General features: G+C 45.3%; 17 protein-coding genes. 9 read left to right on the top strand and 8 right to left on the bottom strand.

Features of this window, described 5'->3' with window-relative positions:
• Window positions 1–159: 159 nt before the first annotated feature.
• Complete coding sequence (gene petA / locus H6F52_RS19440) at window positions 160–1,149, bottom strand: cytochrome f (RefSeq protein ID WP_190536466.1); 990 nt, start codon at window positions 1,147–1,149, stop codon at window positions 160–162.
• Between the two features lie 175 nt (window positions 1,150–1,324).
• The gene (petC, locus tag H6F52_RS19435) at window positions 1,325–1,864 is read right to left on the bottom strand and encodes a cytochrome b6-f complex iron-sulfur subunit (protein WP_190412182.1); all 540 of its coding nucleotides are present in this window, start codon (window positions 1,862–1,864) and stop codon (window positions 1,325–1,327) included.
• A 236-nt stretch (window positions 1,865–2,100) separates the two neighbouring features.
• On the opposite strand from petC, the gene H6F52_RS19430 reads away from it, so the two are divergent.
• Together H6F52_RS19430 and H6F52_RS19425 are read left to right on the top strand one after the other, a co-directional pair.
• Window positions 2,101–2,418 carry a DUF3067 family protein gene (locus H6F52_RS19430; RefSeq protein WP_190536465.1) on the top strand — a complete coding sequence of 106 codons (318 nt, stop codon included), beginning with the start codon at window positions 2,101–2,103 and terminating at the stop codon, window positions 2,416–2,418.
• 230 nt (window positions 2,419–2,648) lie between these two features.
• Window positions 2,649–2,993 (top strand): hypothetical protein, encoded by a 345-nt coding sequence (locus tag H6F52_RS19425; protein ID WP_190536464.1) that lies wholly within the window; start codon window positions 2,649–2,651, stop codon window positions 2,991–2,993.
• Here the strand turns inward: H6F52_RS19425 and tatC are convergent.
• The 5 genes from tatC to H6F52_RS19400 all read right to left on the bottom strand — a co-directional run bounded on the left by tatC (window position 2,954) and on the right by H6F52_RS19400 (window position 10,612).
• Window positions 2,954–3,757 carry a twin-arginine translocase subunit TatC gene (gene tatC / locus H6F52_RS19420; RefSeq protein WP_190536463.1) on the bottom strand — a complete coding sequence of 268 codons (804 nt, stop codon included), beginning with the start codon at window positions 3,755–3,757 and terminating at the stop codon, window positions 2,954–2,956. The two genes, H6F52_RS19425 and tatC, sit on opposite strands and share 40 nt — an antisense overlap.
• Window positions 3,758–3,999: 242 nt before the next feature.
• Window positions 4,000–6,264, bottom strand: coding sequence for a transglycosylase SLT domain-containing protein (locus H6F52_RS19415; RefSeq protein WP_190536462.1), 2,265 nt, complete (start codon window positions 6,262–6,264; stop codon window positions 4,000–4,002).
• Complete coding sequence (locus tag H6F52_RS19410) at window positions 6,261–6,470, bottom strand: hypothetical protein (protein WP_190412187.1); 210 nt, start codon at window positions 6,468–6,470, stop codon at window positions 6,261–6,263. The genes H6F52_RS19415 and H6F52_RS19410 overlap by 4 nt, the downstream gene beginning before the upstream one ends.
• A gap of 755 nt (window positions 6,471–7,225) precedes the next feature.
• Window positions 7,226–9,457 (bottom strand): transglycosylase SLT domain-containing protein, encoded by a 2,232-nt coding sequence (locus tag H6F52_RS19405; RefSeq protein ID WP_190536461.1) that lies wholly within the window; start codon window positions 9,455–9,457, stop codon window positions 7,226–7,228.
• Between the two features lie 48 nt (window positions 9,458–9,505).
• Window positions 9,506–10,612 (bottom strand): class I SAM-dependent methyltransferase, encoded by a 1,107-nt coding sequence (locus H6F52_RS19400; RefSeq protein WP_190428859.1) that lies wholly within the window; start codon window positions 10,610–10,612, stop codon window positions 9,506–9,508.
• Between the two features lie 145 nt (window positions 10,613–10,757).
• Here H6F52_RS19400 and H6F52_RS19395 point away from each other — a divergent pair, with 145 nt between their 5' ends.
• Window positions 10,758–12,233: a leucyl aminopeptidase gene (locus H6F52_RS19395; RefSeq protein WP_190536460.1), complete on the top strand. Its 1,476-nt coding sequence runs from the start codon at window positions 10,758–10,760 to the stop codon at window positions 12,231–12,233.
• Between the two features lie 100 nt (window positions 12,234–12,333).
• Here the strand turns inward: H6F52_RS19395 and H6F52_RS19390 are convergent, their stop codons facing one another.
• Complete coding sequence (locus H6F52_RS19390; RefSeq protein WP_190428861.1) at window positions 12,334–12,525, bottom strand: hypothetical protein; 192 nt, start codon at window positions 12,523–12,525, stop codon at window positions 12,334–12,336.
• Window positions 12,526–13,425: 900 nt separating this feature from the next.
• Here H6F52_RS19390 and hpsE (H6F52_RS19385) point away from each other — a divergent pair.
• The 6 genes from hpsE (H6F52_RS19385) (at window position 13,426) to H6F52_RS19360 (ending at window position 20,761) form a co-directional block, all read left to right on the top strand.
• Complete coding sequence (hpsE, locus tag H6F52_RS19385) at window positions 13,426–14,454, top strand: hormogonium polysaccharide biosynthesis glycosyltransferase HpsE (protein WP_190412193.1); 1,029 nt, start codon at window positions 13,426–13,428, stop codon at window positions 14,452–14,454.
• A 124-nt stretch (window positions 14,455–14,578) separates the two neighbouring features.
• Window positions 14,579–15,556, top strand: a complete 978-nt coding sequence (hpsE, locus tag H6F52_RS19380) for a hormogonium polysaccharide biosynthesis glycosyltransferase HpsE (protein ID WP_190524877.1) — start codon at window positions 14,579–14,581, stop codon at window positions 15,554–15,556.
• A 167-nt stretch (window positions 15,557–15,723) separates the two neighbouring features.
• On the top strand, window positions 15,724–16,911 hold the full coding sequence (locus H6F52_RS19375; RefSeq protein ID WP_199300644.1) for a glycosyltransferase: 1,188 nt from the start codon (window positions 15,724–15,726) through the stop codon (window positions 16,909–16,911).
• Window positions 16,912–16,985: 74 nt separating this feature from the next.
• Complete coding sequence (locus H6F52_RS19370) at window positions 16,986–17,852, top strand: glycosyltransferase (RefSeq protein ID WP_190536459.1); 867 nt, start codon at window positions 16,986–16,988, stop codon at window positions 17,850–17,852.
• Window positions 17,853–17,892: 40 nt separating this feature from the next.
• Window positions 17,893–19,197 (top strand): hypothetical protein, encoded by a 1,305-nt coding sequence (locus H6F52_RS19365; protein WP_190536458.1) that lies wholly within the window; start codon window positions 17,893–17,895, stop codon window positions 19,195–19,197.
• A gap of 361 nt (window positions 19,198–19,558) precedes the next feature.
• The gene (locus H6F52_RS19360; RefSeq protein ID WP_206754043.1) at window positions 19,559–20,761 is read left to right on the top strand and encodes a glycosyltransferase family 87 protein; all 1,203 of its coding nucleotides are present in this window, start codon (window positions 19,559–19,561) and stop codon (window positions 20,759–20,761) included.
• The last annotated feature ends 243 nt before the right edge of the window (window positions 20,762–21,004 follow it).

Here is a 21,004-nt window from a genome sequence, read left to right as displayed (position 1 = left end):
GCCAAGCACAGGGTATGCAATGCTATAGCCTGGGATGACTGAAACCTCCCTACTCCATAAAGTTGCAAAGGTAGAGGAGGCTTGCAAGTACGTTATTTTTGAGCGCAAAAAAAGACAGGCAAAATGCCTGTCTCATAATGATTCAGTACAACGCCAAACTTAGAAATTCATCTCAGCAGCTTGCACTCTTTCAACTTGCTTCTTCTTCAAGACTAGCAAGACTTGACACAACATGATTGCAGCAATAAATGCCATCAACCACTTGATCCGGGTGGGGCTTTGCAAAACGATTTCGGCGTCCATTTGACCAAATCCACCGACGTTCGGATTGGAGGTCAGCGCTTCGCCAGCTTTGACTTCCTGCCCTTCGGAGACAACTAGCTCTGGACCGGCGGGAATTGTATCAACAACTGCATTGCCTTCTGCTGGTTGAATGGTGACTTCAGAGCCACCTTCTTCAGCTTGGGTAATGGAAGTGATGCGACCCGCTACGGAAGCGCTATAGACGGAATTGTTGCTCTTTTCACCTGTGGGGTAAACCTGACCGCGACCCCGGTTGCCACCCACGTGAATCGCGTATTTACCGAAGAAAACTTTCTTATCGGTCTGTGGATTGGGAGACAGAACGGGGAAGATAATTTCCTGATATTGATCGCCTGGAATGGGACCAACAATGACAATATTTTCTTTGTCTTCGCTGTAGGGTTGGTAGTAGAGTTCCCCAATTTTTTCCTTCATTTCTTCAGGAATTCTATCTTCGGGGGCAATTTTGAAGCCTTCTGGCAACATTAACACAGCACCCACGTTCAAGGGACCTTTGCTACCATCCGCTTGCACTTGCTGCGTGTTGGTGTCGTAAGGAACTTTTACGACAGCTTCAAAGACGGTGTCTGGCAGAACCGATTGAGGGACTTCTATTTGTGTGGGTTTGGCACCGAGGTGACAGTTAGCACACACAATCCGCCCCGTTGGTTCGCGAGGGGTTTCAGGATAGGTTTGCTGTGCCCAGAAGGGATAGGCACTGGCTGATTGGGGAAGGGCTAGATCGCTGGCGAGGAATATTGACACGGTGGCGATCGCAACCAGGACGGTTTTGCAAATCGCCTGTTTGCCTATTTTGGATATCGCCGATAAAGAAACTTTTCTCATCTCTCAAGAAGGGATTCTGGGTCGAATTTCAAACAATATCTATCAGTTCTTTGTCCTTAGGTTTCGTTCTTAGTTTTTTGTCCTTTTCATCCTTCGTTTTTGGTCGGTTACAAATAACCGATGACCCATGACGACTAACTGATGACTGATAACTAAGCACCGATGACTAATGACCTTATGTCCACCAAGGATTTTCGCCGGTACGGAAGTCGGTTTCCGTCCAAGGCGTTAATGTAACCTTGTCCTCCGCCACGGTAGCGTGAACCAGTGCCAGAGACAGCGGTGCTGGTCCCCGTACCACCTTGCCGGTGCTGTCATACTGGGAACCGTGGCAGGGACACATAAACTTGTTCTCACCAGAATTCCAAGGAACAACGCAACCCAAGTGGGTGCAGACGGCGTTTAAGCCGTAATTGTCAATGGTTTTCTCCTCGGTCACGACAATGTAGGTGGGGTCGCCTCTGAAGCCTTGAACCAAGGTGCGATCGCCTGGATTATGATTAGCTAAAAAATCACTCACAATGACATCGTTGCCGATGGCATCTTTGGCAGTTAGACCACCACCCGTTCCACCACTCGAAGGGGGGACAAAATACTTAATAACGGGATACAGTGCCCCCAGAGCTGTTCCTGTAATGGTCCCAAAAGTGAGCAAATTCATAAATTGACGACGCCCCATATCGGGAACGTCTGACGAGCTAGAAAGTTGAGCCATGAGTAACGTCTGAGTGTATAGCTATGTGAACAACCCTGGGCTAAGTCCCAGATTTTGTTAAAACTTGCCCAATAAATATATACCAAGCAAGTCGCAAGCCTGTTCGCCACAAACCCTTTTGTAGAAAGGTTTACAGCCTTGCTAAGGGTATTATTACATTCTTTTGCACCGTATCATTAATTTAAGAAGCGCTCCATTTATGACGAAATGTAAAGAAAAGTAATTGCGATAAAACTATGACAGGACAAGACCTTCGCCAACTCCTGATCGACAAGTGGGGACGCTCATACGATATCCAGATCAGGCGGACTCAGGGCAAAATTTTCCTCCAGGTAATGTGGAAATACTTAGAACAGGCGTCTTTTCCGCTGTCGGAGGCAGACTACATAGCGCACTTGGAGACTGTCGCCGAGTATCTTCATGGTTGGGGTGGAGCTGACCAAGTACAACATTATATTGAACAAACGCGCGATCGCCCTCGACTCGGTAAAGCAGTCAGCATCCCCCTAGACCTGGGCGAGCGAGCCTCGGAGTGGATGCTCGAACAGTTTTAGGAGCCGTGCGTGCGATTCTCACTCAATAGAACGACAGCTTCCTGTTGGCACTATTGTCGCATTCACTGCATACCTAAACTATCTTTTGATTCGCAATAGCGACACCTGTTGTCAAGTGCTTTGTCAATTATTTTTTAAAAGATTTTGATGTATGAGGGTTTTTGGGTTGGGAAGCTCCTACTTCTCAAATCAACGTTGACGAACTCATTGCAGAATGGGTAAATTTCTGAATGGAAATTTACCGCAGCACCACAATTATCCAAGGGCAAGGTGTAAGACGAACCCTCTTGCAAGCTCGCTTCAGCCAAGATAAGGGAAAGCCAAGGGGTTCAATTCGCCCTCGGCTTTGTAAAGTATTTTCGTCGGAAAATGTTTCTGAAGACAAGATTGAAAATGTTCAGCTCAGCAATTTCACCCTTGAGGTTCGTCGAGTGCAGCTATTCAGGGCGATTCCCAATACAGCAGCACTCCAGAGAGCCGAAGATGAGGCAGTTCAAAAATTAACTCGTCCAGGTTGCATCGTATTTTGCCGATCTCAGCGCCCTACGAGCTTAACTAAGCCAATCCCGCTGTAGTAGAGTCCCAAGACGGCACCCGCGAGGAGGCTTTGGGTGAGGGGGTCGGTGGAAGGCGTCAGGATGGCACCCAAAATTGCTGCTCCCAGGATCACAAACCGCCAGCCAGATAGCATTTGCCCAGAAGAGACAATTCCCAAAAAGCCGAGTAGCAGCTGAACGATCGGAATTTGAAATGCCAATCCGGTGCTAAACATCAGCAGCAACACGAATTCAAAATATCGGTCAATTGACCACAGCTGCTCGACGACATCTGCCCCGTAACTGATGAAGAAATTCAGAGCGGCTGGAATTAATGCTACATAGGCAAATGCCAGTCCCCCCACAAACAAGACACCCGACCCTAAAACAACGGGTCCTACTAAGCGGCGTTCGCGGCGAGTGAGTCCTGGGAGAACAAACAGGATGAGCTGGTACAGGATAAAGGGGCTGGCTACGAGCAAGCCACTGTAACCGGCAACTTTAATGGAGACAAAGAAGTATTCTCCGGGTGCCAGCTGGAGGAACTTGACGCCCTGCGCCGGTACTTCCAGCAGCTGGACAATTGGCTTGACAAACAGGAAGCAGCCAATAACACCTAAGGCAACTGCAATCAGCGCATAGAAAATCCGCCGCCGCAACTCCTCCAGATGGTCGAATAGAGACATCTCGATCTCAGCGGGCAGCTCATCAAGGTATTCATCTTCTAGATTGCGGTTCGCTGATTCCGGCTCCACGCCTGGATTTAGCTGGGATGCGGTATCGACTTCTGAAGGAAGCGTCATCGGTCAAGTTTGATTTGAAGATTTCTTGACTATTGTATCCGGGTCATCCGTACCGTGCGATCGCGCATGGCTCACCGACCCTTAAAAATTGAACAAAGCACAGAAATGGAAATCAACGCCACTCTTAAAAGCTGGTAATGGGGAATCGGTCATCGAAAATGGGTTTTTACCAATTTCCAATTCCCAATTCCCGATTCCCTAAAAAGCGATCTTTAATCGCGCCTAAGTGCAAATTCCAATTTTTAATTTTTGAATGCGGTTGGCTGACCTTCGGAGTATTTTGCTACCTGCTGGGAGATTTTCGGATTGTACAGGCGTAAGTAATTCCAGTAGTTGCCAAATACATTTTTGACATAACCCTGCGTTTCATCAAAGGGAATGGCTTCGACGAATTCATCTGGATCGCTGACTTTTTTGTCTTGGAGCCACTTTGACAGATTACCAGAACCGGCATTGTAACTTGCGATCGCTAACATGGAGTTATTTTTGTAGCGATCGTGAATTTCATCCAGATACCAGGTGCCTAATTTAACGTTGTCGTTAGGATTTTCCAGGCTATATTTCTTGAGGCCAATGTTTTCGGCAACCCATTTACTGGTTTCCGGCATCACCTGCATTAAGCCAACCGCACCGGCAGTGGAACGGATTTTTGGCTCAAAGCGGGATTCCTGTCGGATGACAGAGATCACGAGCAAGGGATTGAGTTGACGTTGTTGAGACCAGTTTTCAATCGCTTCGACATAAAGCGTCGGATACAAAGCCTGCCAGTAAGCAATTTGTTGTGTTAGAGCTTTGTACTGTGCTTGCTCCTCCGGGTTCTCACGGTCTTCTAAGCTGGAGATTTTAGCAATTCCTTGCAAGTGGTCTCCCATATTGAGCCGAAGCAAACCATCGGTAAATTGTTCTGCCACCGTTGGGTTGACCCGGTTTTCAAACTCCGCTTGCCAGAGCCTCCAGGCATCTTTGCCTTGACCCATTTGGTAAAGTTCTTGTAAAGCAGCAGAACCCACGGGCAATGACGGTCGCTTGGCAGGCCATTCTACTTTCGGATCTCGCTGACGCAGGCTGTTAAAGTCTCCCACATCCCAGCCCAGCATGACGGCAGACCGCCAAGCATAGTAAGACTGGGGATACTTCGCCACGACGTTCTCAAAAGCTGCTTTCGCCTCCTGCTTGCGTCCCAGCTTGTTTGACCATTTACCCACCCAAAAAGCCGCCCGACGAGCTAATTCGCTATCAGGATTCTGAGTGGCGATCGGCTTGGCGATTTGCAGCGCCTCTTGGTAATTTCCACCACGCGCTTTCGATTGAGCCAATTTCCACCGATATTCTGCCGCGGCATCGGTATTGCCATATTTGGTGAGTAATGATTGACGCGCAGCAGCTGCGGATTCGGAACTTTTAAGACTATCGAGAATTTTCGCTTCTAATAGGATGGCTTCGCCAGCTCGGTCGGGGAATTGACTGATAACTTGGTCGAGATAAGGAACCGCCTCGATAGCGGGACCGATTTTGGCGATCTGGATGAGCGCGGTTGCACTTTCGTCAGCATTTGGGAAGTCTTGCACCACCTCTTTATAAGCGCGGAGGGCTTTAACTTTCTTTTCGGCGAGATCGAGTCCCCTAGCGACCCGGTAGGCGTTGTGGGGGGTGCGGGGGGCTTTGGCATAAGCGGTACTGGCTTGACCGTATTTCCGGTTTCCCCAGTAGCCTAAAGCGATCGCTTCCCATACTTCTGGCTTGAGTTGCTCTGCTGGCAAACCTATCAACTTATCTAGCACTGAAGTAATTCCTGGAGTGTCAAAGGCATACTTTGCCAGCGACACCATCAATTTTGCTTGGTTAGGATTGTCTTTGAGTAAGGCGTGGGCGATTTCCAGGCTGCGGGGATGACTGGGAAATTTCTCAACGGCTTCTTCCCAATATTTCGGTTCCGTCTTCCCCAGCACATATAAAGCTTCGACTGACACGGGATCTTGAGAATGGTGTTTTAACAAACCTTCCCAAGCTGCCTTGGCTTTTCGGGTGTTGCCGGTGAGTTCGTAAGCTTGCGCTCTCCGAAGAGCAATGTGTCCGTCTAGGACGCGATATTCAAACTCTAATCCTTTTAACCATTCCAGTGCTTTTTCTCCCTGTTTGGAGGCAATCAGATCGCTTGCTAGGAGATAACGGGCGCGGCTGCGGTCGAGGGATCTTGGCCCTGTGGCGATCGCTTCTAGTTGTGATGCCCGCTTTTGTGGGGGTAGCGAGATTAAAGACACAATCGCAGAGTTGTCGATCTGATTTCCCGACATCAAGAAACTGCCGTACCCATGCATCGGCACCCAGCCAACTACTTTTTCCAGCCAGACGCCATACTTAGTTGGTAAAAAGGTGGCTCCCAAAAGGATTGCGCTTAGTCCCACACCCGCAGCGATCGCGACTTTGTTTCCCCGTCTAGATTGATAGGGGCGAGAAAAACTAAACTGTGACTTTCTCCGAGCAAAAATCGAGCGTGACTTCCTCATGTAACCTCCTGGCGGCGGACATTGCTCCCTCCATCTGGCATTTCAGTAACGTCGATTTCGTTATTTGCTTTTTCCAGATGGAAGACCAAACTGGTCGTATTATTGACAAGCCATCCTTCTAATAACTGGCGGCTCGTTGACTCTTTATCGCTAATAGGTAAAAATCCTTTAGAGAAAAAAGAATGGAAGGAAAGCGTGACTGACACGCCGCGTTTGCACTTGAGGGAGATCCCCTGACATTTGGATGATTTAAGGAAGCGATGGAATTGACCAGCATTCTAAATTTGAGCGATGAGAAGCTCGCGAGTATTTTGCAGCCCCTGATTTGAGAGCCTAATTTTAAAGTTGGTAGCCGTGCCATCATGCGCGTGGGTTCCGGTAGCCTGATTCGCGGTCATCATGCTTATGGAACTAAACAATAAACGTTGAAGTTAGACAGCTCTTACAAAGCAGTCGCTGCTGGTGCCCGATTAATGAATGAAGCACAAGCGCAAAACTCTTTGAATTCGCTGGTTATTGGGTGATACAAGCTCCCGCGCTGACTGCTTCACTCAGCAGCCATTGACATGGAACTCTATCTAAACCAGGATAATCGATTTAAGCGAACAGCCGAAGATTAGTGATCCCCGTCAGTGGGCGTGAGGAAATTTTAGGCAGCAAGCGATCGCTTCTATGAGAACAACGGTGTTCAAAATTGATGAACACAAATTCATGAAAAATTTATATTATCCCCTCACATCTGGGAGAAAATCCCCCAACAGAGAGTAGACACGCGGATGTTTCAGCAATCACTGGATAGCCGCAGATATTACCTGCTAGAAGCTGCCCAGAAATGCTTAAAAATTCTTCAAGTTTTCAGGATATATGAAACTTCTTGCAAAAATGACAAAGCCAGACGAGAGCAGGCTAAATAAAATTGTGCTCTTACACCATTTAAAAGATTTTTGCAAGAAGTCTTTGATTAATTTTTGAGTGCAGTTGGCTGACCATCCGAATATTTGGCGACCAACTGGGCAACCTGTGGATTGTACAATCTAAGGTAATTCCAGTAGTTCCCAAACACCTGTCTGACGTAGCCTTTAGTTTCCTCAAAGGGAATTTCTTCGACAAATTCATCAGGATCGATAGATGACCCTTTCTCTTTTAGCCATTTCGATACATTACCGGGACCCGCATTGTAACTGGCAACCGCTAACAAGGAATTATTGTTGTATTCCTTGTGGGTAAAATCTAAAAACCAGGTACCCAGCTTCACGTTATCGTTGGGATTTTCGGTGTTAAATTGCTTGACGCCAATTTTATCCGCCACCCATTTGCCGGTTCCGGGCATGACCTGCATTAAGCCAACTGCACCCGCAACCGAACGAATTTTTGGCTCAAATCGGGACTCTTGCCGAATCAGGGCGGTGACAAGCAGGGGATTGAGCTGGCGCTGTTGCGACCAGTTTTCGATAATTTCCAAGAACGGGAACGGATACAAGGTGTGCCAGTAAACTGGTTGTTTGCGGATTGCTTTGTATTCAGCTTGCTCTTCGGGTGTTTCTCGGTCTTCTAGAGTCGAGACCAGGTTCATTCCTTTCAGGTGGTTGCCCAATCCCACCTGCATGATGCCGTTAGTAAATTGTTCGGCAACGGTTGGCTGCATCCGGTTCTGAAATTCTGCCTGCCAGAGCGTCCAAGCATCCCATTTTTGACCGAGCTGGTACAATTCCTTCAACGTTTCAGACCCGGCAGGTAGGATGGGATGCTCGTCAGGTCGCACCACCTGCGGGGACAATTGACGGACGGTGGTAAAGTCTCCAACGTCCCAGCCCAACAAGACGGCAGATCGCCATGCATAGTAAGACTGGGGGTATTTTGCCAGGACGTGTTCGTAAGCGGCTTTTGCATCCTGCTGACGCCCTAGTTTGGCGGCCCATTTACCCACCCAAAAGCCAGCTCTGGGAGCCAAAATATGATCGGGGTTTTGGTTGGCGATTGGCTGCGCCCATTGCCAAGCCCCTAAGAAATCCCCTAGCGTCGCCTTGGCTTGGGCGACTTTCCAGCGGTATTCTGCGGCGACATCGGAACTGCCATATTTAGTCAGGAGCAATTGACGAGCTTCCGCAGCTGATTTGTCGCTGTTGAGACGATCGAGGATTTCGGCTTTGGCGAGGAGTGCCTCACCGGCTTCGTCGGGAAATTTGCGGATGACGAGGTCGAGATAGGCGATCGCTTCCGGTGGCTGGGATGATAAAGAAGCCAGACGCCTCAAAGCGAGTCCGGTTTCTTTGGCATCGGGAAATTGCTGAATCATCTGTTGATAAGCAATTTTCGCTTCCGTTCGTTTCTCGCCCAGATGGAGTCCGCGCCCAATGCGGTAGGCGTGGAGGGAGGTGCGGGGGGCTTTGGCGTAGGCTTGTCCGGCTTTGCGGTACTGACCGTTTTCCCAATAGCTATAAGCGATCGCTTGCCAATCTTCTGGCTTGAGTAGCCCTGTACCTTGCTGTTTGAGCGCCGCTTCATGAGAAGTCACCAGCCGATCCAGAATCGGGAGAATGCCGGGGTCGCCTGGAGCATTTTTGGCTAAATGTAAGAGTAATCTGGGTTGATTAGGATTCTTACTCAGGGAAGAACGCACAATTTCCAGGGTGCGCGGATGGCTTTTGAACTGAGCGATCGCTTGTTCTCGATACTTCGGATTCGTTTGCCCCAGCACAAACAAAGCTTCTGCGGCGACCGGATGATCGGGATAACTTTCAAGCAAATTTTGCCAAGCTGCTGTGGCTTTTGCTTTGTCCCCGGCAAGTTGGTAAGCTTGGGCGCGTTTCAGGGCGATGTAAGGGGCAAGAACCGGATAGTCTGCCTCCAATCCTTCCAAAGACGCGATCGCTTTTTTAGGCTGCTGTTGTTGGAGCGAATCGTTCGCCAACAGATAGCGGGCGCGATTGCGTTCTGGGGATGGGGTGCCATTGGCGATCGCTTCGAGTTGTGCGCCCCGCTGTGCCGCCGGTAGCGACGCCAATGGCAAAACAGAATTCTTGGATTGGCTCCCCGGATTCAAAAGGGTTTTATCGGGGGACTGACCGTTCGGGGTTAATTTCTCCAGCCAACTGGTTAATTGCGGGACTGACAGCGTTGCTCCAGCGACTAGCGCTAGTAGTCCGGCTCCAACACTTAGCAAAATTTTATTTTTCTGTGCAAGCTTTAGCATCGATCCTTATCCTTACCAACCCAAAAAGGGCAACAACCTTGTATTCCGTTAGTACCGTCTACAGAGAATCCAACGCAGCTCCATCGGAGGGGTTTCTTGGATGGGAAACACGTCACGTCCGCTCGTCCAGGATACAAACCAATTAGTTGGGGGCCATGCCTCTTGCGGAAGGTGAGCGCGCTCATAATCAAGCACAGACTCATCTGACAGCATTTCCAGAGGTAAGTCCTCCATCGCTCGCTTCAGCTCCGATCGCGTCATGATATACGATGCCGCTACCTGTGACATTTCCCGCACCCGATCGTTTGGCTCATATCCATCCACAGCTAAGAAGAGGTTGAACAGCAACAGACCGCTACCTTGGATAACATCGCACATTTTCGCCAAGAGTAAGCGGACTTGATCGTTATCCCGGAAGTGAGACACCACTTCCGCCACAATTGCGAATTTGTAATAAGCGGGTCGCATTCTCACCAGGGGGTCGAGGATATCACCCTGGATGACTCGAATCGGTAAATTTTCCGCCACTGCCGCATTTAACACTTGTTCCGCCAAACCAGGAGTCAATTCTAAAGCATCAACCGGATGGCCTTTTCGCGCCAAGGGAAGGCTATTGCGACCTGTTCCTGCTCCCACATCAAGAATTGGGTTTTGAGCCGGATCTCTAAATTGGGCAGCCGTTGCCATGACTTTCGCGTCTGGGTGACTACCAAATAGGGGCGGCTCTCGGTTCTGAATCCACTGCTGGTACTCCTGGGCAACCGATAAAATCCTGGTTGAGACGTTACAGGTGAGGCTATTTAAGGAAGTAGGATCGGGTTGGTACTGAATGACTAATCGAGCATGAGGAGAAGCCAGAAAACCTTCTTGAATATTAGATGCAATCAAATCGCGCAATTTTTGCAGTTCTTCAGGAGAGAGTTGGCGACCAATCGCCTCAAACAGCCGCACTAGCCGATTGAGTGCATAATCTAGCATTGATGGCACGCAGGGCATCGTCAGTTCACCGCGGGCAGAGGAATGATGATTAAACTGTCTCTGGAGATCTTGCTGTAGCACGCTCGGATCGGGGCGGGCTACCGACTGGTTGCTAGGAACTGGCGCATTGGATGGCGACGAAAGAGGTTGGGGTTCTCCCCTAGCTTTTGAAACCATCAATCCGCTCCTAAGTCCAATCGGAAAAAGTGTATTCCTATAAAGTGTATCTACAGGGGACAAGTTACGCGGGTGGGCAGACGAGTCTTGTTGATGATTTTTGAGCAATACTGTTACAGGTAGTGCTTTAAGGTAAGAGCCGGGGATGGATATTCGAGCGATTGATACGCCGCGTTTGGACTGGGCTGGGGACGCTCTCGCCCTTGGTTTTTTTGAGGATGCGGTAGAGGTGACAGACGATTTAGCGGTGCTGGATGAGAAGTTTGCCGGTACGCTGAACGAACTGATTGCAGAAACAGAATTTAAGGGAAAAGAAGGGAGTAGTGCCGTCACCCGCGTGGGTGCGGGTAGCCCGGTTCGGAAAATTATTCTGGTAGGACTGGGGAAAGCAGAGGCTTTTCAACCGGATACTCTGCGGCGAATTGGTGCGGCGATCGCGCGGTTAGCGAAGAAGGAAAAGAGTAAAATCCTGGGGATTAGCCTGCCGGTGTGGAATCAGGCACCCGATGCAACGGCTGGCGCGATCGCTGAAGGGATACTGCTAGCTCTTCATAAGGATAATCGCTTTAAATCAGAACCGGAGGATAAGGAGCCGCAGCTAGAGCGGGTGGATTTACTCGGATTGGCAGGTCAGGAAGAAGCCATTAATCGCGCTCAATTCCTATCTTCGGGGGTGATTCTGGCGCGGGAACTGGTTGCTGCACCGCCGAATGAATGCACTCCCATAACGATGGCTCAAACCGCACAAGCGATCGCTTCTAACCACAACCTCCAGTTGGAAATTCTGGAACAAGAAGAGTGCGAACAATTGGGCATGGGCGCGTTCCTCGGTGTTGCCAAAGCTTCCGATATGCCCCCTAAATTTATTCACCTCACTTACAAGCCAGAAGGAACACCCCGCCGCAAAGTGGCTATCATCGGCAAGGGTCTCACTTTCGATTCGGGTGGTCTAAACATTAAGGGCGCGGGTAGTGGCATCGAAACCATGAAAATGGACATGGGAGGTGCTGCGGCTACCCTCGGCGCAGCGAAGGCGATTGGTCAACTCAAACCAGATGTTGAAGTTCACTTTATCTCAGCCGTCACTGAGAATATGATCAGCGGTCATGCCATGCACCCAGGCGATATCCTCAAGGCATCCAACGGCAAGACGATTGAAGTGAACAACACGGATGCGGAAGGTCGATTGACTTTAGCCGATGCGCTGGTATTTGCGGAAAAGCTCGGCGTTGATGCCATTGTCGATTTAGCCACCCTGACGGGTGCTTGCGTCATTGCCCTAGGCGATGATATTGCTGGGTTGTTTACCCCCGATGACACAGTTGCTCAAGAGTTGCTGCAAGCATCGGAAAAGGCAGGGGAAAAGCTGTGGCGGATGCCGATGGAAGAGAAATACTTTGAAGGCATCAAGTCTCCGATTGCCGATCTGAAAAATACCGGCCCTCGTCCGGGTGGTTCGATTACGGCTGCCCTCTTTTTGAAGCAGTTCGTCCAAGAGACACCTTGGGCGCACCTTGACATCGCCGGTCCCGTCTGGGCAGATAAAGAGAACGGTGTCAACAATTCCGGTGCTACGGGTTACGGTGTCCGCACCCTCGTCAACTGGGTCCTGAGCCACTGATATCTCCGAGACATCCCGATTATCCAGGGATTGGTAATCGGGAATGGTGAGTTGTCGTAGGGACACGGCATTGCCTGTGTCCCTACGACAACTCCATCACTCATTCGTTCCCGTCTTTTGTTTTTTGCTTTTCACCCTCAACAGCTTGTTGAACAGCAGGGCTATCGAGAATCTCTTTTGCCATATTCATAAATTTCAGGCTGTCTGGATGAACGGTGCGCTTGAGCTGCGGCACTGGTTCTGGCTGTGACTGAGATTGTTCCGGTGTAAATTTGCGGTTTTCTGAATTCATCAAATACTTGCGCGACCTACACCCCAGTTTGTTCGGGATTGAGAACTTAGCCAAGCAAGAGAATGCTCAATACTCAGCACATTTTGAGGGGAGAAGCCGCACCCTCCAACTCAAAGACATTAAAGATTTACTTTTCCAAATATTTTAACGGAACGAGCCTAATTAGGTCGTGTCTCGCGCCAGGGTGAAGTAGACGGCTTGCCGTGTCCCACGTCCAGGGATTCGCTAATTTCTGCTGTACCCTTGGAGTCGGTCACTGCTGAACCCGGACTCACTGCCAGAGGATGCCTGCGGGCTACCCCCAACACCACGAGAATTTAGGCAATTTATCTGCTCGCTCCCCACGGTGAAGTATATGGGTATACCCAAAGGCTCGATTGCCGAATCCCATTTATGTCTTCTTACAGATGATATTACGTGCGCATCTCTTTAAGATATGGACTGACAATAAAAGTCGTTTATGGCGATTCTTTTAATCTAACTTTATCTAAACTTCACAAGAGTCCCCACAAAACCCGGAAATTTAAAGCTTGAGTAAAGATACTTAACCCATGTGTAGATGAGTTCGTAAGTATTGGGTAAAATCTTATGAAGCTTTAAGAAAGTTTTCCGTAAAAATCCCGATCCAATGGTGTAGATTTAACCAAGATAACTGAGGTTGACTGCAACGAGAGAGCGATCGCTCGACCCAGCAACCGCTTCGCTGTCAGTCTACTTAAGTATTATCGCGGGGAAGATTTAGTAGGCCTCCTACAAAGCTCGACGTACCCCACGCCATTCAAGGGAAAGTGCAAGAGCAGTAGGTACTACTAATCTGCATCGTTTTGAAGTTGGTGTTCTCACCCAAGCTCTACTAACACAACATCGGCATCTATCTACTCAAAAAACCGGTCAAAACTTATGGTTGACGTTACAGTAGCCATTCCCACCTTTAATAGTGAAAAGCGTTTACCCGAAGTTCTCGATCGACTCAGAGAGCAGATCAACACCGAACACTTTTCGTGGGAAATTATTGTTGTTGATAACAACAGCACCGACAAAACCGCAAAAATTGTTCAAGAATATCAAGCCAACTGGTCAGAAGTTGCTCCGCTACACTACACGTTGGAAGTTGAGCAAGGAGCTGCATTTGCTCGCCAACGGGCTGTTGAAGAAGCCAGAGGCACTTTAATTGGCTTTTTAGATGATGACAATCTGCCTGACTCTAACTGGGTTGCTGCTGCTTATGCCTTCGGTCAAGCGCATCCAGAAGCGGGTGCCTACGGTAGCCAAATCCAAGGAAATTTTGAAATCGAGCCACCTGAAAATTTTAAAAAAATCGCTTGTTTCTTGGCATTAGTGGATCGAGGTGCGGAAGCCAGCCTTTACGAACCACGCAAGAAGATCCTGCCTCCAGGGGCAGGATTAGTGGTTCGTAAGCAAGCTTGGCTTGCAAACGTGCCTAAGCGCCTCGTCCTCAATCACAAGGGGAGAGAAGCTAAGTTAGCCAGCGAAGATTTGGAAGCCACATTGCATATTCAGCGCGCGGGTTGGGAAATCTGGTACAATCCCGAAATGCGTGTTTACCATCAAATTCCCCGCTGGCGATTGGAAAAAGATTACCTAATTTCTCTCATCCGTTGCGTGGGTTTAAGTCGGTATCACATACGGATGCTCGGTCTGAAGAACTGGCAAAGACCTGTAGCTTTTCCAGCTTACCTGCTCAACGATCTCCGCAGACTAATGCTCCATCTGATTAAATATCGAGGAGATCAAAGAGATTTGATTGCGGCTTGCGAGCGGGAACTACTGTTATCTAGCTTGATTAGTCCCTTTTTCCTTTTCAAAAATAAATACTTAGAGCTTGGGCAAGCTAAAATATTTGGCTTGAGAGAAGACATTAATTCTTTACCGGGACTGGTAGATCGCAAAGTATCTACTGCCCCATAAGGAAGGTTGGTTAAATTTAAAATTGGACTGGAGACAACACTTAGCCGTGGGGGTTGACGCTAGCTCAATCCACGGCTACTCTGAAGGCAACTTCTGAACCCCAATCAGGGCTGGGCTTGTAGATATGTCTAAGGTAGACTTTACTGTAGCAATTCGCACTTACAACGGGGAAAAGCTTCTACCAGCCGTTTTGGAGCGATTGCGATCGCAGGTAGGCACCGAGCAGATTTCTTGGGAAGTGGTTGTCGTCGATAACAATAGCACTGACAACACCGCCAAAATCATTCAAGAATATCAATCTAACTGGCCTCAAGCATATCCGCTCATGTATTACTTTGAGCCACAGCAAGGCGCAGTGTTTGCAAGACTACGCGCCATTAAGGAAGCAAGAGGTACTTTTATTGGTTTTTTGGATGATGATAATTTTCCGAACCCAAATTGGGTAGCAGCAGCCTACTCCTTCGGGAAATCTCATCCAAAAGCAGGTGCTTTTGGAGGTCAGATAAAAGGCGAATTTGAAGTTTATCCGCCAGAAAACTTTGAAAGAATTCAATCTTTTTTGGCACTGAAAGAAAGAGGTTCAAAACCTAATCTATACGACCCGGAGAATTTAAGCCTTCCTCCAGGAGCCGGATTAGTTGTCCAAAAGCAAGTGTGGCTAGACAACGTTCCCGCTCAACTTGTTCTTCAGGGACCAGTTGGGTCATCCTTGGCAGCCAAAGGAGAAGATTTTGAAGCGCTACTCTACATCGGACGCGCTGGTTGGGAAATTTGGTACAACCCCGAAATGTGTATTTATCATCAAATTCCCAAGTGGCGGTTAGAGAAAGATTACTTAATAACTCTAATTCGGGGGGTAGGCTTAAGTATTTGTCAGCTACGCATGATTAATGCTAATAATTGGCAAAAGCCAATTATTATTACCAGAATCCTTTTAGGAAACCTGCGTAGAGCCATTCTTCAACTAATTAAATATAGAGGTAAGTTGAAAACTGACCTGGTTGCTGCTTGCGAAATGGAATTTTTCTTAAGCAGTTTAGTGAGTCCATTTTATTTTTTGAAAAAAAGTATGCAAATGAAATTTCTAACAGGGAAAAATTAGTAAAAATACAAGAATTACAACTAAGTAGTTCGAGGAATTTTGTTAATTAATTTTATTAAGCTCATAACCGTTGACTTTTAATAAGGTTCAATTAATCAAACGAACGTCTATTGAACTAAAATTGACATAGACGTGCTAAGTTTCGCCTGGTTGAACTGGTTTTTTAAATGGTAGCTGCATCAACCATGTCAATTTTCAAGAAAAAAATCAAGGTTTTGCTCTATGGAAATGTACATGGAGCTTATCGTTGCGAAAATTTGCTCAAGTTTTTGTTGGATTCTGGATACTATGTTTCCTTCGTCTATCCAGATTTTTACCTCCGAGGAAGAGGAAGACAAACCTTTTTTACTCAATTTATTCGCAAAGTTTTCTCTAAATTTTATCTTATAGAGCTTTTTGTAAAAGCTGCTTTGGCAGACGTAATCTACGTATTGCCAATGAGCGCTAATTTTATTCAAAGTGCTTTGTGGGTGTCAAAAATATTTAAAAATAAAGTCGTCATAGAACCATATATATCGATGTATGACACTTATGTAAGAAATAAAGATGACATCCAAGAAGGAAGTAAAGCAGCCAAAGAAATATTGAAAAAAGATATCCTAGCGTTTACAAAAACAGATTATATCATTCACCTGTCCGCTTATGAACTTGCTTACTGGGCAAAAGTTTTAGACGTTGAACTCGGTCAAAATAAAGTTTTTATTGCTCCTTTATTTACCGAATCTAGACTAAGCCTTAAAAGACAATTTATGGGGGATGGTATCCTAAATATCTGCTGGTGGGGAACAATTCTTCCTCTACACGGAGTAGATAATATATTACAAGCTATGAAAATTCTAAAGGAAAAAGAGATACCGTTTACTTGCAATTTATTTGGTGCTTATGGATCTGGATATGCAGAACGGTTTCATGCCTACGAAAAGAAAATCAAGGAAGAGGAACTAAGCGATCGCGTTTTTCTTAGAAAAGATTTAAAGTTTTCTGATGGCTCTCTACCTAAATATTTAGTAGAAAATTGCGACCTAGCCTTAGGTGTATTTGGTAATAACGAAAGGGCGCGTAATAGTGCAACCCCCAATAAATTAGTCGAATCCCTTGCAATGGGAATACCAACCTTGAATATGAACTTTCCTGGTTTAAAAGAATTCTTCGACCCAGAAGTAGACTTTTGGACTTGCGAACCGACAGGTGAATCAATCGCTCAAACAATTCTTACGATCGTCAATGGTACAGCCCCTCCTGTGGACTGGGAACAGACTCGCCTGAAAGCGTTGAATACTTTTAGCCTAACTCGATATCAGGAGGTTGTGACTAAAGTCTTAGATAAAGTTGAAGATGACTTGCAAAGAGAATAGGTGTCAAATATATTAAGTAGCCAGTACATAAAATTACTTAATATAGATACGGGTGCGAAGCGGAAGATTGATTTATGAAGTTAAGTATTATTATTCCCTGTTTTAATGCAGCAGATACCCTTGCGATTCAACTTGAAGCATTGGCAAACCAAGACTACTTTGACTCATGGGAATTAATTATCTCCGATAACGGCTCCACTGACGATTCACTAGCAATTGTGGAACAATATAAAGAACGGTTACCCAATCTCCGCATCGTTGATTCATCTAAACAGCAAGGGCGTTCCTTTGCACGTAATACGGCTGCAAAAGCGGCGACTGGCGACGCACTGGTGTTCTGCGATGCTGACGACGAAGTGGCTCCTGGATGGGTTGCTGCTATGGGGGACGCGCTCTCGAAGTATGAATTCGTAGCAGGTCGCCTTGAATATCAAAAGCTTAACGATCCTTGGGTACAAAAAGTTTATACACTTAAGCAGCGAAATGAGCTTCTTGAATACAAATATCCTCCTTATCTGCCCTTTGCAGGTAGCTGCAATCTTGGTGTTAAACGCTCTCTGCATGAATCTATCGGCGGTTTTGATGAAAACATGATCCGACTGCAAGATGTAGACTATTGTTGGCGGCTCCAACTTGCCGGGATAAAACTTCACTTTGTAAAAGACGCAGTCGTTCATTACCGGCTCCGCAGCACTCTGGACGGTATGTACAAGCAGGCACGCCTGTGGGGAGAGTATGATGTTTTTCTATATAAAAAGTATCAACCCTTGGGTATGCCCCAGCTTTCATGGAAGACTAGTGGAAAAGCTTGGTTGCACTTGTTAAAGCGCCTTCCAAAAGAAGTATTCATTAAGGAAACCCGTAGTAAATGGGTAAAAGATTTGGCTTGGCGCATAGGACGTTTACAAGGTTGCGTTAAGTACCGAATTTTAGCCTTCTAAGAATTGCAATTATTGTCTGAGATACAGGACAGAATCTTAAATGTTTTCAAGAATTAGAGTTGGAACATTTCTAACCTTTTGGATACTTTACCTTTTCTCCAGTTTGTCTCTTTTTTTTACCGGAGTACTTGGAGTCAAGCGTTCTGACTTACTATTTCATTCAGATTATCATCGAGTTATTACTCAACTAACCACGTATAAAATTAATTTTTGGCGCACTCATACTCATCCTTTATTTATTCTTGTCTTTAATCCTCTAGGATTTTTACTCAAAAAAATAATTGGTTCTGGGGAAATTGTTGGCATACTATTTAGTACCCTTTTTGGAGCTGTGTGCGTTGTTTTAACCTTAGTTTTTTTCCAGAAACTGGGGTTTAAGCCTTTTCACGCCATTCTCTACTCAGCTATATTAGGATTATCTACCTCTCATATATTTTTCAGTTCGGTTCCCGATACGTTTATTTTTGCTGCCTGTAGTCTGATTATTATTTATTTGCTGGCAGTTGCTTACCCAGGCAGCTTAATCTACATGGTTCCAGCAACTATTTTTGCGCTCGGCATGGTAATAAGTAACGTAGTGCAGGGGATTATTGCCTATTTTTTCAGCATCTATCAGGGTAGCTTTAATAAAAAAGTTTTTACAAAACTGATTATTTTCATCGGGTTAGTTTTGTCTGGTGCTATTGCTTTGAACCTCTTGCAGAAGTGGATATATCCAAGTGTCGATCTATTTTTTATTCCAGGAAGTTATTACTCTAAAGAGGGAGATTATGTAAATTTGCCCGATCAATCTAGCAGTATTTTTTCGAGAATCCTAAAATTGCTAGGATATATTTTTATATTCAATTTTATTGCCATTAAGCCGCATATATGGAGAACTATTGAAGATAACCCACCTTCTTGGGTAAAACTTAATTCTGCACCTGCACCTTGGGTGAACTTCGATCCTCCATCTATTACAGCACTTTACATACCAGGCATTATCGCTTTTTTGCTGTGGACAGTTTTACTCCTTTGGAGTCTTTATGCCTTTATTAAGTTTCGCGCCGATAAAATGCCGATAATGAGGAGTTTAATTTTTTGTATTTTATTTAATTTTTTACTACATAATATTTATGGAAAAGACTATGAGCTGTTCTTGTTTACTCCGAATTGGACTTTTTTAGTATTGAGTTGGGTGGCTCTTTCTCTAAAATTCTATAGTCATGCAGAAGGGATTAGCTCAAAAGTATTAAATGCCTTGTTATTACTGTTTGTAATCACCCAACTTTTAAACAATACACAATTCGTTGACACGTTAGTTTCCTTGTATCAACAATCAAATTTAAGCTTGAACAAAGTATAACGAGTTTCGTAGTCAAGATAGGGCATGTTTAAGTATTGCGAATTTGCCGTAAGCTAGCTTGAACTGATTAAAGGAGTTGATAGGGCTAAAAAAGCGAACTAACAAAAATCTCAAATTCAAATCTAATCAAGGAGTATAGAAGAAGCATATGTATTTTTCGCTTATTTTAGTCAATTTACTGAACTATTGGCGAAGATTAAATCCTTTAACTCGAAACCTCTTGCTCTTTACGTTTGCTAATGTTGTCGTCGTTAATTTTATATTAATAACCCTGTTTTCTACAGAGTGGAAAGACCTAGGATTATCTAGAACTGAAATCTTCTTGCGGTACGGGCGAACCATCAATGATTCATGGGAACCCATGCTAGAAGCGTTCAACTATATTCAATCCGAGCATCAGCAATTATTATACTCTAAGGTTTTTTTTGAAGAACAAACAAAATTTCAGTATCCCCCTACCTCTCTGCTGGTCTTCTATTTTCTAAAAATAAATGTAGTTGAGGGATTTCTAAGAAATATTGGATTATCTATATTTAATGCTTTAAAATTTATTTCATGGAATTTTATTATACTAACGATTTTTTTTGTTATTCAAATATTTAATTTAAGTTTAAAAAAGCACAAATGGAAAGAAAACGGAGCAATACCGAGATTCGAGCGAATTGCTATCAATTTTTTCCTAGTTTGTTTAAGTTTGAGTTTTTACCCGGTAGTGAAAGCCTATACATTAGGGCAGATTCAGTGTTGGCTTAATGCTTTGTTTGCTGTGCTTTTTTGGTGTTGGATGACAGATAGGAAAAAAATTGCAGGCATTTTAGGAGGAATAATGTGCCTGATTAAGCCCCAGTATGCTCTGATTTTGATATGGGGAATTTTGCGTAAGCAATGGAGCTTTACTCTGGGATTTATCGCCACAAGCTTGCTTGGATTGATAGTTTCAATATCCTTAATCGGCTTTGCAGATCATGTTAACTACTTAAGCGTATTATCATTTATTTCCAAGCACGGCGAAACTTTTTTTACAAACCAATCAATTAATGGTGTTTTAAATAGATTGCTATTTAACGATCCCATTCTTAACTTTAATCATAATTCTTTCCCGCCCTATAACCCTTGGGTTTACTTGGGAACAATACTAAGTTCAATCGCTTTAATTTCAGCGGCTCTATTCTTGCCAATGCTAACGAGTGAGAAAGGAAGTATCACGGATTTCTCTATTATTGCATTAACCTCCACAATTGCTTCTCCAATTGCTTGGGAACATCATTATGGAATTCTTTTGCCAATTTATGCTTTTTTACTTCCTTATTTATTAACCAAAAAAGTATTAGGAAAGTTTACGATTTATTTCCTGGCTATAAGTTATTTCTTAACCAGTAATTATTTTGCGATCGCTAAGGATTTAGCGTACAAAAAAATAGCTTTTCTCCCCCTAAACATTTTTCTGTCTTATTTACTGGCTGGCGGTTTAATGGTTTTAGTATGCCTATACATTTTAAGGGGGACGAAATATGAGATAAATGAGGGTAACGATAACCCTCAAAATAACGTAGCTATTGAGTAGTAACAATTAGTGGCGATTTGCTGCAAATAACCTTTGAAATTATCAGAGCTTACTTAAAATCCTGGTTATCAACGATTGTGCAACTTACCTGGGTATTTTTTTTGAATGCTCTTACGAAATTAGGGAGCTACGTGAGAAATTGCCTGCTTTGCCAAATCTTTATATAAAAGAATGCATATTTATGGAGTCTTGATAGTTTATTAACGATTTTTCGACTAAAATCATTACGGAATAAGCGATTAA

The organism is Coleofasciculus sp. FACHB-542, from assembly GCF_014695825.1.
Lineage (GTDB): Bacteria > Cyanobacteriota > Cyanobacteriia > Cyanobacteriales > FACHB-T130 > FACHB-T130.
Note: the sequence above shows the minus strand (reverse complement) of the source record. Positions and strands in the feature narration are given on the sequence as shown.